The sequence below is a fragment of the Pseudomonas fluorescens genome, assembly GCF_041354075.1.
GTDB lineage: Bacteria > Pseudomonadota > Gammaproteobacteria > Pseudomonadales > Pseudomonadaceae > Aquipseudomonas > Aquipseudomonas fluorescens_CE.
Genome location: NZ_JARZGC010000015.1, coordinates 64,620 through 79,876, shown reverse-complemented (window position 1 = coordinate 79,876; position 15,257 = coordinate 64,620). Strand labels below are relative to the sequence as shown.

Sequence of the window (15,257 nt, the reverse complement as noted above, 5' to 3'; positions counted from 1 at the left end):
CACCGCTTACAAAGCCTGCCACCCACCCCCAAGCGCCTTGTACAGGGCAATGCTCGCCTGCAACCGCGCCAATCGCAGTTGCACATTCAGGTCCTGCGCCGCATACAGTGTGCGTTGGGTTTCCAGCACGGTGAGCAGGTCCTCGGCCCCAGCCTGGTAGCGGTTCTGGGCGATGTTGAAGGCGGTCTGTGCCTGGGCCAGCTCCTCGCCTTGCCACTGGCGCTGTTCGTCCAGGCCACGGATGCTGTTGAGCGCTTTTTCCACATCGGCAAAGCCATTGATGATGCTGGCGCGATAAGTTTCCAACAGCTCCTGTTGTCGGGCGCTGGCCTTGTCGCGTTCGGCACCCAGGCGGCCGTTGTTGAAGATCGGCGCCACCAGCCCGGCGGTCAGGTTGTAGAACGGGCTGCGCAGCACATCGGCGGCGGTATTGGCGCCTGAGCCGAGGTTGGCGCTGAGGGTCACCGTGGGCAGCATGGCGGCGCGGGCGACGCGCACGTCGGCCTGGGCGGCAGCCAATTGGGCTTCGGCGCGGGCAATGTCCGGGCGGCGGCTGAGCAGGTCGCTGGGAACCCCGCTCTCGATGGTCGGCCATTGCAGGTGGTCGAATGGCTCTTGCAGGGTAGCCAGTTCCTGCACCGGACGGCCGAGCAGGGCGGCGAGGCTGATCCGGGCGTCCACCGCCTGTTGCTGCACCGTCGGCAATTGGCGTTGCTGCGCGGCCACCAGGCTTTTCTGTTGCGCCAGCTCCAGGGCCGTGGCCGAGCCGGAATCGAAGCGCGTCTGCACCAGGTTCAGAACGCGCTGGGCATTGGCCAGGTTGAGTTCGGCAATGCGCCGTTGCTCTTGCAGTGACAGGGTTTGCGCGTAGCTGCTCGCCACGCCGCTGAGCAAGGTCAGCTCCACGGTGGCTTGATCGAATTCGCTGGCCTGCAAGCCGAACCGGGCGCTGTCCCGGGCTGCACGCTGGCCGCCCCAGAAGTCGATTTCATAACTGGCGGTGAGGCTGGCGTCGAAGTAGTCCACGGCCTTGTTGCTGTCGTCGACGTCGAGCTGGTTGTAGCCGTTGCCACGGAGCAGCTTCTGCCGGTTGGCGTTGGCGGCGCCCTTGATTTCCGGCAGTTGCGAGCCGCCGGCAATCACGGTGCCGGCCTGGGCCTGGCGAACCCGGGCCACGGCGGCCGCAAGGTCGTAGCTGCCGGCCCGGGCCTGTTCGATCAGGCGGTCCAGCTCCGGGCTGCCGAAACGGGTCCACCATTGCGGGTTGCTGCGAGCCGCGTTTGCCGTGTGCGGCGACTGCCACGCGGCAGGCGTCACGATCCCGCTGTCCGGGCGCGGGGTGGTACTGCCACAGGCGCTGAGCAGCAGGCACAAGGTCAACAGGCTGAGACGCGGTTTCATCGAGAGATCATTCACTGGTAAGGGCCGTGACCGGGTCGAGCCGGGCAGCTTTGCGGGCCGGCATGAAGCCGAAGACGACACCGGTGACCAGGGCGCAGGCAAACGCCCCGAGCACCGCCACCACGGAGAAGGCCACGGCGACTTCGCTGAGGATCAGCACGCCACCGACGATCAGCGCCAGGGCGATCCCGGTGAGGCCGCCCACCACCGACAGCATCACCGCTTCGGTGAGGAACTGGCGCAGGATGTCGCGCTGACGCGCGCCGGTGGCCATGCGGATGCCGATCTCGCGGGTGCGCTCGCGCACGGTCATGAGCATGATGTTCATCACGCCGATCCCGCCCACCAGCAGCGAAATCGCGGCAATCGAGCCGAGCATCAGCGACAGGGTATTCTGCGTGCGCGCCTCGGCCTGGATCATCGCGGCGTTGTTGGTCAGTTCGAAGTCCTTCTTGCCGTTGTGCAGGCGCAACATCAATTGTTCGATGGCCATTTCGGTCTCCTTGACCTTGCGCGCATCGGCGGCGGCGATGGCGACGTACTCCGGGTCATGGGTGCCGAACAGGCGCACGCTGGCCGCCGAGTAGGGCACGGCAATCCGGTCGTCGCTGTCGGAGTCGCCGGAACTGGCGCCTTTTTCCGCGAGCACACCCACCACCTGGAACGGCACGTTTTCAATCAGGATGTACTGGCCAATGGGATTGGCGACATCCTTGAGCAACTTGTTGCGGACCTTGTGGCCAATCACCGCGACGGCTGCCGCGTTCCGTTCATCGGCCTCGGTGAAATAACTGCCTTCGACCACGGGCCAGTTGAAGATGGCCGGGAAGTTGGTGTCATTGCCGCCAACGTAGCTCATGTGGTCGAGGTTGCCGAAACGCACGCCCGCTTCGGAACCATTGACCGGCATGATGCGCATCACTTGCGGCAGGCTGGCCAGGGCCGCGACGTCATCCAGAGTGACGATGCCCGGCGGCGTGCGCGGGTTGGGCGTTGAGCCGCTGAGGTAAATGATGTTCGAACCGAAGGCACCCATTTGCGCCATCACCTGGCGCTTGCTGCCTTCGCCGACCGCCAGCATCACCACCACCGAGGCCACGCCTATGATGATGCCGAGCAGGGTCAGGGCGGTGCGAAACTTGTTGATCCACATCACGCGCCACGCCGCGTGCACGGCATCCACCAGCTCGCCTTTCCATGCCCCGGTGGCCTCGGCGCCTTCGCTCAGGCGCTTGCGCAGGTCCACGGCTTGCAGGGCTCCGGGGTTGGCCGATGCTTGCACCTGCGGGTTGTCGAGGGCGCTGTCGCTGATGATCAGCCCGTCGCGGATCTCGATGATGCGCTTGGCCCGCGCCGCGACTTCGCGGTCGTGGGTGATGAGGATCACCACGTGCCCTTGGCTGGCCAGTTCGTCGAGCAGGTTCATGACCTCGGCGCCGCTGTGGCTGTCGAGGGCGCCGGTGGGTTCGTCGGCGAGGATGATGTGGCCGCCGTTCATCAATGCCCGGGCGATCGACACTCGTTGCTGCTGGCCCCCGGACAACTGGTGCGGGCGGTTGCCGGTGCGCGAGGCCAGGCCGAGCCGGTCGAGCAGGGCGGCGGCGCGGGCGTGACGTTCGGCGGCGGGCAGGCCGGCGTAGATCGCCGGCATCTCGACGTTTTCCTGGGCCGAGCCGGACGGGATCAGGTGGTAGCCCTGGAACACGAAGCCGAACGCCTCGCGCCGCAGCCAGGCCAGCTCGTCACTGTCGAGCCCGGCGACGTTTTCCCCGGCGAAACGGTATTCGCCCGAGGTCGGGCGGTCGAGGCAACCGAGGATGTTCATCAGCGTCGACTTGCCGGAGCCGGAAGCACCGACGATGGCCACGAATTCGCCGGCATGGATCGACAAGTCGATGCCGCGCAGCACGTGAACTTCTGGAGAGTCGCCGCCGCCGTACGCCTTGCGGATGTCCTGCAGTTCGATCAGGGGCGTCTGCATTCAGCCGCCACTCCCTTCGGCGGGGCCGATCAACAGGTGATCGCCTTCCTCCAGGCCGTCGAGGATCTGCACTTTCAGGCGATCGCTGATGCCGGTGCGTACCGTGCGTGGCTGGATTTCACCGTTTTTGGCGACCACGGTGGCGGTCTGGCGGTCGGGCTGTTCGCCGCCCTGCAAGGCTGCGACAGGGGCGGTGAGGACGTTTTTCGCCTGGCTGGAGACGAAAAATACCTGGGTGGTCATCTCCGCCATCAGCGCGTTGTCGGCGTTGTCGACATCCAGCAGCACGGTGTAGAGGACCACGCGTCCGGAGCCGCTTTTGCTCGAACTGGCCGGGCTGCCACCGCCCTGGCTGGTCTGGTCCAGCGGCTTGGGCGGGATCGGCAGGATTTGCCGTACGGTGCTGTTCCAGCGCCGATTGCCGCCACTGAGGGTGGTGAACCAGGCGTTCATGCCTGGCTTGACGTGGCCGATGTCGGCTTCCGAGACCTCGGCCCAGACGGTCATCGGCGACAGCTTGGCGATGCGCAGGATCAGCGGCGTCTGCTGCTGGGCATTGAGGGTCTGGCCTTCCCGGGCGTCGACGGCGACCACGGTGCCGCTCATGGGCGCGTAGATGCGGGTGTAGCCGAGTTCGGCCTGGTCGCTGCGCAGGCTGGCCTGGGCCTGGCGGATCTGCGCCTGGAACATGTCGATGCGCGCCTGGGTGGTGCGCAGCTCCGCCTGGGCGGTCTGCACGTCTTCATCACGGGTCGCGCCACCGGCGGCGAGGTGCTGCTGGCGTTTGTGTTTCTGTTGCGCCAGGTCGTGCAGCGCCCGTTGCTCCTGAAGCTGAGCCTTGAGGTTATCGATGGAAAAGCGTCCGGCGTCGAGTTTGGCCTGTTGCGTGGACGGGTCGATCTCCACTAGCAATTGGCCTTCCTCAACCCGGTCGCCGACTTCCACGTGGATCTTCTGGATCTGCCCCGATGCCTGGGCGCCGACGTCGACATAGCGTCGCGGTTGCAGGGTGCCCAGGGCGGTGACGCTGCTTTCGATGTCGCCACGGGCGACTTGCACCGTGGCGTATTGATCACGCCCCGGCGGCAGCACCTGCCAGGCCGAAACGGCGATGATCGGGATCAGGCAGAGGGCGACAAGCAGGGCGCGTCGGGCGTGACGGGGACGTTTCATGCAGGGTTCCGGCCAATGGATTCGGCCCGTCATTCAGGTGGCGCTCACAAAGGGCGCCAGGCGAACGCTGTCGGTGGGCCGACAGAAACGGGGAGCTGTCCTGTAAACGATGGACTCGCGAAGGAATTTAACCTTTGAAACACAGCGTTACAGCTGTGTAGGAAAGTACTATTTATGCAGCAAATTCAAACAGCACTTTAAATCTATATGAGAATTACTATAAATTACACGCTCGAAATTGCCACTATCGTGCCACCGTCCATCTGGCGGTCGCGGATCTGGCTCAAGGACAGACGTCGCACGCGTGCGGCCGGGAGTCATGGTTGGAAAACTACTATCGCGAGCTGGTGTGTTTCCTGAACGCCAAGCTGGGCAACCGCCAGGTCGCCGAAGATGTGGTGCATGACGCTTATCTGCGGGTTCTGGAGCGTTCCAGCGACACGCCGATCGAGCAACCCCGGGCTTTCCTTTATCGCACCGCGCTCAATCTGGTCATCGACGACCATCGGCGCAACGCCCTGCGCCAGGTCGAATCCCTGGACGTGCTCGACAACGAAGAGCGCTATTTCATCCCGTCGCCCCTGAGCAGCCTCGACCACGGCCAGCGCCTCGAGATGCTCCAGCGCGCGCTCGCCGAATTGCCGGCGCCATGCCGCGAGAGCTTCCTGCTGCGCAAGCTCGACGGCCTGTCGCATCCGGAAATCGCCGAACGCCTGGGGATTTCCCGGGCGCTGGTGGAGAAGCACATCGTCAACGCGATGAAGCACTGCCGTGTGCAGATGCGTCGGTGGGACGCTCACTGATCGTCGCCAACAGCCGGCACGTTCGCTTAAATTTTATTTCACTGTCCTCGTTCCCTATCAACAGACGACCTGCTGTCCTGCTCCAGGCTGCTCAGGTCATTGAGGTTTACTCCCCGCGGTTGAGCGGTTCATCCAGAGGACACTGGAAATGACACAGGCAATTGCATCGCCCATCGTTCACGACCTGATCGGTGTGGGTTTCGGCCCTTCGAACCTGGCGCTGGCCATCGCCCTGCAGGAGCGCGCTGCGAGCCAGGGCGAGCTGGATGTGCTGTTTCTCGACAAGCAGGCCAACTATCGCTGGCACGGCAACACCCTGGTGACCCAGAGCGAGTTGCAGATTTCCTTCCTCAAGGACCTGGTGACCCTGCGCAACCCGACCAGCCCGTATTCCTTCGTCAACTACCTCAAGGCCCACGGCCGTCTGGTGGATTTCATCAACCTGGGCACCTTCTACCCCTGCCGCATGGAGTACAACGACTACCTGTGCTGGGTGGCCGGGCAGTTCGCCGCGCAAAGCCGCTACGGCGAGGAAGTGCTGACCATCGAGCCGGTGCTGCACAACCAGCAGGTCGAAGCGCTGCGCGTGATCTCGCGGGACACTCAGGGCCAGCAACAAGTGCGCACCGCCCGTTCGGTGGTGGTGAGTGCCGGTGGCACGCCGCGCATTCCCGAGGCCTTCAAGGCGCTGAAGGATGATGGCCGGGTGTTCCACCACTCGCAGTACCTGGCCGAAATCGCCAGGCAACCGTGCGTGAACAACCAGCCGATGAGCATTGCGATCATCGGCGGCGGGCAGAGCGCCGCAGAGGCCTTCATCGATTTGAACGACAGCTTTCCGTCGGTGCAGGTGGACATGATCCTGCGGGGATCGGCGCTGAAGCCGGCGGATGACAGCCCGTTCGTCAACGAAGTGTTTTCGCCGGAATTCACCGACCTGATCTTCCAGCAGAAAAGCAGCGAGCGTGAGCGCCTGGTCAACGAGTACCACAACACCAATTATTCGGTGGTGGACCTCGACCTGATCGAGCGCATCTACGGCATTTTCTATCGCCAGAAAGTCTCGGGCATCGCCCGGCATGCCTTCCGCACCTTGACCACCATCGAAAAAGCCACGGCCACTGCGCACGGCATCGAACTGGTGGTGCGCAACAATGCTACCGGCGAAGTCACGGCCCGACACTACGACGCCGTGGTGCTGGCCACCGGTTACGAACGGCAGATGCACCGCAAGCTCCTGGCGCCGCTGGAACAGTACCTGGGTGACTTCGAGGTGGATCGCAACTACAAGCTGATCACCGACGAGCGCTGCAAGGCGGGCCTCTACATGCAGGGCTTCTGCCAGGCAAGCCATGGCCTGAGCGACACCTTGCTGTCGATCCTGCCGATTCGCGCGGATGAAATTGCCGGTTCCTTGTACGAGCATGGCAAGGACCGTGGGCATAGCCGGTCGATGGCGGACCTGTTGCTGGCGACTGCCAGCTGACAGCATCGGTGCCTGGCAGGCCGCCTTCGCTGGCAAGCCAGCTCCCACAGGGATCTTCGGTGAACACAGATTGTGTGTCAGAGAGAGGAACCTGTGGGAGCGGGCTTGCCCGCGAAGACGGCGCACTGGCACGACACAACGCCGAATCCTGAACCCTCCCTGAAGAACTCCGAAGTTCCTCCAGCTCACGCCGATTCTGCGTTTACTCTCCAAATACCGGGGCGTAAGCTTCGCGCGTTTTCATCCATAACGGAGACCCACAGTGGGTACTTGCTCGAGTGACAGTCGTCGGCCGGTTTCGATAACCGGCCACTTCCCGGCAAGATAACGCACTGCCTTTCGTGCCGTTGTCTCGCCGTAAAAGCGAGCAGCGGCTTCCCGATTCCTGGCCGGTCCCGGTCGGATTCCCGACGTCCTCTCATCGACGCTGAACCGTGCGTGATGTTCGACCGCCAGTCGTCATCGCGGCGCACCGACACGCCTGCTCGAAGGTTTCCCGGCTGACCCTGGGGGAACTGCCATGAACCTGAGCCTGCTCAAGGAATTCTTCGCCGGATTTCTGCGCACCCGCCACATCGCCCGCCATTTCCGGCGTCTGGCGCTGCTGGAAAATTTCAGCGACACCACGGTCAGCCGCGAAGTGCCGCCGACCCTGGCACAAACGCTGGTGAGCGCCGCCCGCTGTGACAGCGGTGCACTGCTGGCGCAACTCGGCAGCCACCGCGACGGCCTGAGCGAGGCCGAATCCACGGCACTGCGCGAGCAATTCGGCCTCAACGAAGTCGAGCACGAGCAACCGCTGCCGTGGTGGGTTCACTTGTGGCACTGCTACCGCAATCCGTTCAACCTGCTGCTGACCGTGCTCGCGGTGATTTCCTGGCTGACCGAGGACATGAAAGCCGCCGTGGTGATTTTTTCGATGGTGGTGCTCTCGACCCTGTTGCGCTTCTGGCAGGAAAGCAAATCCAACCAGGCCGCCGATGCGCTCAAGGCGATGGTCAGCAACACGGCCACGGTGATGCGCCGCGATGCACCGCGCAGTGAAGTGCCGATCAAGCGGCTGGTGCCGGGTGACCTCATCGTGCTGTCGGCCGGTGACATGATTCCCGCCGACTGTCGGGTGCTCAACGCCAAGGACCTGTTCGTCAGTCAGGCGGCCATGACCGGTGAATCCATGCCCGTGGAAAAATTCCCGCGCCAGCAGGACCGGGACACCCGTAATCCGCTGGACCTCGACAACATTCTGTTCATGGGCACCAACGTGGTGTCCGGCACCGCGATTGCGCTGATCCTGACGACCGGCAACAGCACCTATTTCGGCGCCCTGGCCCAGCGGGTCGGGGCCACTGACCGCGCGCCGACGTCATTCCAGACCGGGGTCAACAACATCAGTTGGCTGCTGATTCGCTTCATGTTCGTCATGGCACCGCTGGTGCTGTTCATCAACGGCTTCACCAAGGGCGACTGGACCGAAGCGCTGCTGTTCGCATTGTCGATTGCCGTGGGCCTGACCCCGGAAATGCTGCCGATGATCGTCACCTCGACCCTGGCCAAAGGCGCGGTGTTTCTGTCACGCAAGAAGGTCATCGTCAAGCGCCTGGACGCGATCCAGAATTTCGGCGCGATGGACGTGCTGTGCACCGACAAGACCGGCACCCTGACCCAGGACCGGATCTTTCTGGCGCGCCATGTCGATGTCTGGGGCAACGACAGCGATGACGTGCTGGAAATGGCCTACCTCAACAGTTACTACCAGACCGGGTTGAAAAACCTGCTGGACGTGGCGGTGCTCGAGCACGTCGAGGTCCACCGGCAATTGAAGGTCGGAACGGCCTTTCGCAAGGTCGACGAAATCCCGTTCGACTTTACCCGGCGGCGCATGTCGGTGGTGGTCGCCGAGCGTGATTCACACCTGTTGATCTGCAAGGGTGCGGTGGAAGAAGTGCTGGCGGTTTGTACCCGCGTGCGCCATGGCGTGGTCGACGAAGCACTGGAGGACGGCCTGCTGGCGCGGATTCGCCAGGTCACCGCCCACTTCAATGCCGAGGGCTTGCGCGTGGTGGCCGTGGCTGCCCGGCCCATGATCGAGGGGCGCGACACCTATGGCCTGGCGGATGAGCAGGCGCTGACGCTGATCGGCTACGTGGCGTTTCTCGATCCGCCGAAGGAAAGCACCGCGCCGGCCTTGAAGGCGTTGGCTGCGCATGGCGTGGCGGTGAAAGTGCTGACCGGTGACAACGAGCTGGTGACCGCGAAGATCTGCCGTGAAGTCGGTCTGGATCAGCAAGGCTTGCTGCTGGGCAACGACATCGAGCGCATGAGCGACGCCGAACTGGCCGTGGTGGTGGAGACCACCAACGTCTTCGCCCGTTTGACCCCGAGCCACAAGGAACGCATCGTCCGGCTGCTCAAGGGCAACGGGCATGTGGTCGGGTTCATGGGGGACGGCATCAACGACGCCCCGGCGCTGCGCACGGCGGATATCGGCATATCGGTGGACAGCGCCGTGGACATCGCCAAGGAGGCGGCGGACATCATCCTCCTGGAGAAAAGCCTGATGGTGCTGGAGGAGGGCGTGCTGGAAGGGCGCCGTACCTTCGCCAACATGCTCAAGTACATCAAGATGACCGCGAGCTCGAACTTCGGCAACGTGTTTTCGGTGCTGGTGGCGAGCGCGTTCATCCCGTTCCTGCCGATGCTGCCGATGCACCTGCTGGTGCAGAACCTGCTCTATGACATTTCGCAGATCGCCATTCCGTTCGATCACGTCGACGAGGACATGCTCACCCAGCCGCAGCGCTGGCAACCGGCAGAGGTCGGGCGTTTCATGCTGTTCTTCGGGCCGATCAGTTCGATCTTCGACATCAGCACCTTTGCCCTGATGTGGTACGTGTTCGATGCCAACACACCGGACCACCAGACGCTGTTCCAGTCCGGCTGGTTCGTGGTCGGACTGCTGACCCAGACGCTGATCGTGCACATGATCCGCACGCCAGAAATCCCGTTCCTGCAGAGCCGCGCGGCCATGCCGCTGATGGTCATGACCGGGATCATCATGGCCGTGGGCATTTTCCTGCCGATGGGCCCGCTGGCGCATTACTTCAAATTGCAGGCGCTGCCATCGCTGTACTTCGTGTTCCTGCCCGTGATCCTGCTGGCGTACATGGCGCTGACCCAGGCGATGAAAGGGTTCTACATTCGCCGGTTCGGCTGGCCGTGAGCGTCGGGGATGGATCCTGCTTGCCCGCGCGCAGGCAGGGTCCGCCGCCTCACAGATCACACTCGACGAGATACCTCGAATTTCGGAATAGTCCTACAGAAACCTCGACGGCTCTTGCGTAGCCTTGCGACTTTCCGAATATGAAAGCTTCTGGTGGTCCCGGTTTGTCGAACAAAGCGTTACGTATCCTGATTGCCGACGAGCAACATTTTCAACGCATGAGAATCGAGCGTTTGTTCAATCAGCTCGATTACTACCGCGTGGTGCCGGTGCACAACCTTGCGGAATTGCTGACCCTGGTCGATTACGGGGGCGTGCCCTTCGATCTGGTGGTCATCAACGCCGCGATGGCTGGAGACGCATTGAACCTTTACGACTTCTTTCTCGATCACCCACAGGTTCACCATGTCCTGATCTATGGCGCTGACAATGCGGGAGGGCCAGCGGTGTCCGCCGATGGGCAGCAAAGGGTCCAGGTGATCCAGGCCGCCATGCCCGAACTGCCGTTCATTGAACGGTCGATGGCAATCATCGAGTCGCGCCGACCGTTCGTCGGCACTGTCATTTCTGTCAGCTAGTCTTACATGCCGCGACATGCAAAAGTCATCGCGCAGCTACTGCGTCTAACCCGGGTCCGACCCCGGGGCCTTCATCGCCCGGTCGTCGTGTATTTGCACAGGGAGTTGCCATGAAGTCAGCATTGATAGCGGACGATCATCCGGTGGTTCGCGCTGCTGTGAAAATCCTGCTCAAACAGGAGGGTTTCAATCATATCTGCGAAGTGTCCACCGGCAGCGAGGTGTTGCCCGCCTTGCGAGAGCACCACCTCGATCTGGTGATACTGGACCTGACGCTGCCAGGGCTGGACGGGCTGGATGTGCTGGCCAGAATCCAGGCCTGCGACGTGCGCTGCCGGGTCGTGGTCTTCACCGGTCAGGAAGCGCGGTTCTATCAGGAACGATGCATGCGTGCCGGCGCCGTGGCGTATGTGTCCAAGACCAATGATCTGCAGCATTTGCACAAGGCGGTCCACGCAGTCAGGGCCGGTTATTCCTATTTCATCCAGCTGGAGACGAGTTCGGTTTCGATGAGTGCGCTGCAACGCAGCGAAACGGAAATGATCGACAAGCTGTCCGACCGCGAACTGACGATCTTTCAGTACCTGGCGCGAGGGATGGGCAACAAGGACATTGCCGAGATCATGAACCTGAGCCACAAGACGGTCAGTACCTACAAAACCCGTCTGGTGGAAAAACTCAACGTGGAATCCAAGGTGCATCTGAGGGATTTCGCCAAGCGTAATCAACTGATCTGAATGAAATTCTTTCGACGCCCCGGCAGCCTGATCGGCCTTTTCCTGGTCGCTGGGATCTGGACCTCCAGTGTCGATGCGCAGCCGCAGACCCTCAGGTTGCTGGGACGGTCGAGTGTCGATGGTTATGGCGTCACGCTGTCCGAGACCGATTCGACCTGGCTGCGCGACAAGGGCCGACTGGTGCTGGCGGTCACGGCACCGGATTATCCTCCTTTCGACATCACCACCACCGGCACCGACTACGAGGGGCTGACGGCAGACTATGCCGGTTTGCTCCAGCAGCTGCTGCACGTGGACATCGAGGTCCACCGCTACGCTTCACGGGACGAGGCGGTACGTGCGATCAAGGCTGGCGCGGCTGACCTGCTGGGGACGGCCAACCGGTATGAGACGCAGGATCCGCAATTACGCAAATCCAGCGCCTATGCCGACGATCAACCGGTGCTGGTCACGCGCACCGATGCAACGTTGCCCCTGGACCCGGAACTGGCCGGCAAACGCCTGGCGATGCTGTATCACTATCTGCCCGAGCAGCAGGTGCGGGCCTTCTATCCGAAGGCGGACGTGCAACTGTTTCCTTCTACGCTGGGCGCCGTGGGCGCGGTCGCCTTTGGTCAATCCGACGTCTTCATCGGCGATGCCATCAGCGCCCACTACCTGATCAGCAAAAACTACCTGAACAACGTTCAACTGGCGGATTTTTCCCCCATGGAGTCGGGGCGCTTCGCGTTCGCGATGGGCAATGGCAGCGGCCAGTTGCAACGCATCGTCAACCAGGCGCTGGCCGCGGTCCCGACCAATGAACGGATCACTATCCTGCGCCGGTGGGGGGCCAGCGGATCGTCGATCGCCGGCACCCAGGCGTTGCAGTTCAGCGTGGCCGAACAACGCTGGCTCGATCAGCATCCGCGCCTGAACGTGGCGGTCAACGACAACCTCATGCCGATTTCCTTTATCGACAGTGAAGGCAAGTACCGCGGCATCAGCATTGATGTGCTGGCAAAAATCAGTGTGCGTACCGGGTTGAAGTTCGACTTTCAGCCGGTGCAATCCGTGGCGCAAATGCTTGAAGGCATCAGGACCGGGCGGATTGACGTGGTGGCGGGTATCAGCCCGAGCATCGAGCGCGAAACCGAATTGCGGTTCACCCGGCCGTTTCTGACCAGCCCGAATGTGCTGGTGACACGGGTCGGGCCCGACAACCCCAGGACGCTGGACGACATGGCGGGCAAGACGCTGGCCGTGACCCAGGGCAACAGTGCCGGTGAGTTTGTCCGCCAGCATTTTCCGCAGGTCGAGCTGGTCAATGCGCCGTTGACCGCCGATGGCATGGAGAGCGTTGCCCAGGGCAAGACCGACGGCGCGATCAATTCGTTGATCGGTGCGCGGATCATGATCTCGCGGCAATACCGTGACCGTCTGCAAGTGACCAGTACGGTCGGCACCGACCCGGCCCGCAGCACCCTGGCCACCGCCCGCGATGCGGTGGAGCTGCACTCGATCCTGGACAAGGCGTTGCTCAGCATTGCCCCGGAAGAAATCGATGAGATGACCGGTTACTGGCGCAACGACCTGATGGTCGAACAGAGCTTCTGGCTGCTTCACCGCCAGGGCATTCTCCAGGCCTTTGCCAGCGCAGGTCTGTTGCTGTTGCTGGCACTGGCCTGGATCGCCTGGCAGCGCCGGCAGATTCGCCTGCGCCAGCAACTGCTCGGCCAATTGCAGGAGGCCAAAGAGGCGGCAGACGATGCCAACCGTGCCAAGACCACGTTCCTGGCCACCATGAGCCATGAAATCCGCACACCGATGAACGCACTGCTGGGCATGCTCGAACTGGCGCTCAAGCGTGCGGATGACGGCATCACCGACCGTGGCGCCATCGAAGTGGCGTCCAATGCCGGGCAACAGTTGCTGGCGTTGATCGGTGACATTCTGGACATCGCGCGCATCGAATCCGGGCATTTGTCCCTGACCCCGGAGCGCGCCAACCTGCGTACGCTGGTGACCTCGGTCTGCCGGGTGTTCGAGGGGCTGGCGCGGCAGAAGAACCTGGAGTGGCGGGTCGACCTGGACGAGCACAGCGACTGCGATGTGCTGATCGATCCCACGCGCTTCAAGCAGGTACTGTCCAATCTGCTGAGCAATGCGATCAAGTTCACCCACGAGGGGGAAGTGAGCCTGACCTTGCGGGTCGAGCCGCAGGAATCGGGGGGGCTGGCGATCCGTCTGCGCATCGAGGACACTGGTATCGGCATCAGCGCGTTCGACCAGCAGCGCCTGTTCAGCCCCTTCGTCCAGGCCGGCAACAGCCGGCAATCTGACCGGCAGGGGTCCGGGCTGGGGTTGGTGATCAGCCGGACCCTGTGTGAAATGATGGGGGGCCGGCTGCAACTCGACAGTGAAAAGGGTCGCGGAACGCGGATCGACGTCAGCCTGGAGCTGCCGTTGTTGAAGTCGGTCGACGACAGCCTGTTGCCCGAGACCCCGGCCCCTGCGCAAAGCCGCGCGCTGACGATTCTGGTGGTCGACGATTACCCGGCCAACCGGCTGTTGATGACACGGCAACTGAATTACCTCGGCCACCGGGTCACGGCGGCGGAGGACGGGCGGCAAGGTTTCGAGAAATGGTGCGCGGCGGATTTCGATGTGCTGATCACCGACTGCAATATGCCGGTGCTCAGCGGCTATGGATTGGCCCAGGCGATCCGCGAAAGAGAGCGCGCCCAGGGGCTGCCGCCGAGCCTGATCCTGGGATTCACCGCCAATGCGCAGCCCGAGGAGAAAACCCGGTGCCTGGAGGCAGGCATGGACGACTGCCTGTTCAAACCGATCCGCCTGGCCGACCTGAATGCCTGGCTGGCGGCGAAGTTTTGCGCTGGACCCAGGGTGGAGCCCTCCGAGCCATCCCCAGCCACATCCGAGATCGATTTGAGCGGCTTGCAACAGTACGTCGGTGAGGACCACGAACTGATCGGGCAGTTGTTGCAAGATCTGCTGTCGAGCAATCGTTCCGATCGGGAAGAGCTGCTCAGGGTACATGCCACCGACGATGAATCGGGCCTCTGCACGCTTGCCCATCGCATCAAGGGCGGCGCGCTGATGGTCAGGGCATCAGCACTGATCGCGTGCTGCGAGGCACTTGAGCGCGCCTGCGGCGAGGGTCGTGCTGCACAGATCGACGAGGCGGTCGACCAGTTGCAGCAGGCCATGGCGCGGCTGGACCAACAGCTTTCCCAGGGCTGAAGCCGGGATTTCAGGCGCCGTGTGTTTCGGGATTTTCGCTGGCTTACTGGCGCGCCTCGAGGATCATGCAAGTGGTCGAACCTGTGGCATACAAGCGCCCATCCACGTCGTAGATCCGTCCCTCGGCCAGTGCCGTCGAGCGTCCCAGGTGCACGATCTTGCCTTCGGCCCGCACCGGTCCACTGGCGCCCGTCAGCGCGCGCACATAGCTGATGCGCAGATCCAGGGTGGTGTAGCCCTGGCCCTTTTTCAGCTGGGTATGAATCGCGCAACCCATGCACGAATCCAGCAGGGTTGCGGCGTAACCGCCATGCACGCTGCCCAGCGGGTTGTAGTGCCGAGAATCGGGCGTACCCTGGAAAATGAAAACCCCGGCCGACCATTGAATCGGGATGAAATCCATCAAGGTGCCAATGGGCGGGGAGGGCAGTTCGCCGTTGCCGATGCCGTCGAAGAATTCACCGGGGGACAACGCGCTGACTTCGGCCAGCGACAGGCTGCCGGGTTCCGCCAGGCGGTTGCGCATGGCGTCCTCCTCGGCGATCCATTGCGCCAGGATGGTGTCGCGGGTCGGGTTTTGCATGAGCATGTCCTCGGTCGATATTATGGTTGTAATCTGGCTTGATATTATGTCC

Annotated in this window: 10 protein-coding genes; 6 read left to right on the top strand and 4 right to left on the bottom strand. The window is 62.9% G+C overall.

From position 1 onward, the window contains the following. Window positions 1–6 precede the first annotated feature (6 nt). From QIW53_RS18915 to QIW53_RS18905, 3 genes are read right to left on the bottom strand one after another with little or no spacing between them, the layout of a single operon-like run. Window positions 7–1,401 (bottom strand): efflux transporter outer membrane subunit, encoded by a 1,395-nt coding sequence (locus QIW53_RS18915; RefSeq protein ID WP_371051161.1) that lies wholly within the window; start codon window positions 1,399–1,401, stop codon window positions 7–9. A 7-nt stretch (window positions 1,402–1,408) separates the two neighbouring features. After that, window positions 1,409–3,382: a MacB family efflux pump subunit gene (locus tag QIW53_RS18910; RefSeq protein WP_371051160.1), complete on the bottom strand. Its 1,974-nt coding sequence runs from the start codon at window positions 3,380–3,382 to the stop codon at window positions 1,409–1,411. Further along, entirely contained in the window at window positions 3,383–4,555 is a 1,173-nt protein-coding gene (locus QIW53_RS18905) for an efflux RND transporter periplasmic adaptor subunit (RefSeq protein ID WP_371051159.1), read from the bottom strand. 323 nt (window positions 4,556–4,878) lie between these two features. On the opposite strand from QIW53_RS18905, the gene QIW53_RS18900 reads away from it, so the two are divergent. The 6 genes from QIW53_RS18900 to QIW53_RS18875 all read left to right on the top strand — a co-directional run bounded on the left by QIW53_RS18900 (window position 4,879) and on the right by QIW53_RS18875 (window position 14,622). Beyond that, window positions 4,879–5,358 (top strand): sigma-70 family RNA polymerase sigma factor, encoded by a 480-nt coding sequence (locus QIW53_RS18900; RefSeq protein WP_371051158.1) that lies wholly within the window; start codon window positions 4,879–4,881, stop codon window positions 5,356–5,358. Between the two features lie 148 nt (window positions 5,359–5,506). Continuing rightward, complete coding sequence (locus QIW53_RS18895; protein WP_371051157.1) at window positions 5,507–6,844, top strand: lysine N(6)-hydroxylase/L-ornithine N(5)-oxygenase family protein; 1,338 nt, start codon at window positions 5,507–5,509, stop codon at window positions 6,842–6,844. A 520-nt stretch (window positions 6,845–7,364) separates the two neighbouring features. Then, a complete protein-coding gene (gene mgtA, locus QIW53_RS18890) occupies window positions 7,365–10,064 on the top strand; it encodes a magnesium-translocating P-type ATPase (protein WP_371051156.1) in 2,700 nt (899 codons plus the stop codon). Between the two features lie 164 nt (window positions 10,065–10,228). Continuing rightward, a complete protein-coding gene (locus QIW53_RS18885; protein ID WP_371051155.1) occupies window positions 10,229–10,642 on the top strand; it encodes a response regulator in 414 nt (137 codons plus the stop codon). A 110-nt stretch (window positions 10,643–10,752) separates the two neighbouring features. After that, window positions 10,753–11,379 carry a response regulator gene (locus QIW53_RS18880; RefSeq protein WP_371051154.1) on the top strand — a complete coding sequence of 209 codons (627 nt, stop codon included), beginning with the start codon at window positions 10,753–10,755 and terminating at the stop codon, window positions 11,377–11,379. Beyond that, the gene (locus QIW53_RS18875; RefSeq protein ID WP_371051153.1) at window positions 11,380–14,622 is read left to right on the top strand and encodes a transporter substrate-binding domain-containing protein; all 3,243 of its coding nucleotides are present in this window, start codon (window positions 11,380–11,382) and stop codon (window positions 14,620–14,622) included. Between the two features lie 43 nt (window positions 14,623–14,665). Here the strand turns inward: QIW53_RS18875 and QIW53_RS18870 are convergent, their stop codons facing one another. Continuing rightward, window positions 14,666–15,205 (bottom strand): PaaI family thioesterase, encoded by a 540-nt coding sequence (locus QIW53_RS18870; protein ID WP_371051152.1) that lies wholly within the window; start codon window positions 15,203–15,205, stop codon window positions 14,666–14,668. Window positions 15,206–15,257 lie beyond the last annotated feature (52 nt).

Coding starts and splice junctions, on each gene's coding strand:
- QIW53_RS18870 (WP_371051152.1), bottom strand. CDS start 15,205: ATGCAAAACCCGACCCGCGACACCATCCTGGCGCAATGGATCGCCGAG.
- QIW53_RS18910 (WP_371051160.1), bottom strand. CDS start 3,382: ATGCAGACGCCCCTGATCGAACTGCAGGACATCCGCAAGGCGTACGGC.
- QIW53_RS18895 (WP_371051157.1), top strand. CDS start 5,507: ATGACACAGGCAATTGCATCGCCCATCGTTCACGACCTGATCGGTGTG.
- QIW53_RS18915 (WP_371051161.1), bottom strand. CDS start 1,401: ATGAAACCGCGTCTCAGCCTGTTGACCTTGTGCCTGCTGCTCAGCGCC.
- mgtA (WP_371051156.1), top strand. CDS start 7,365: ATGAACCTGAGCCTGCTCAAGGAATTCTTCGCCGGATTTCTGCGCACC.
- QIW53_RS18880 (WP_371051154.1), top strand. CDS start 10,753: ATGAAGTCAGCATTGATAGCGGACGATCATCCGGTGGTTCGCGCTGCT.
- QIW53_RS18875 (WP_371051153.1), top strand. CDS start 11,380: ATGAAATTCTTTCGACGCCCCGGCAGCCTGATCGGCCTTTTCCTGGTC.
- QIW53_RS18905 (WP_371051159.1), bottom strand. CDS start 4,555: ATGAAACGTCCCCGTCACGCCCGACGCGCCCTGCTTGTCGCCCTCTGC.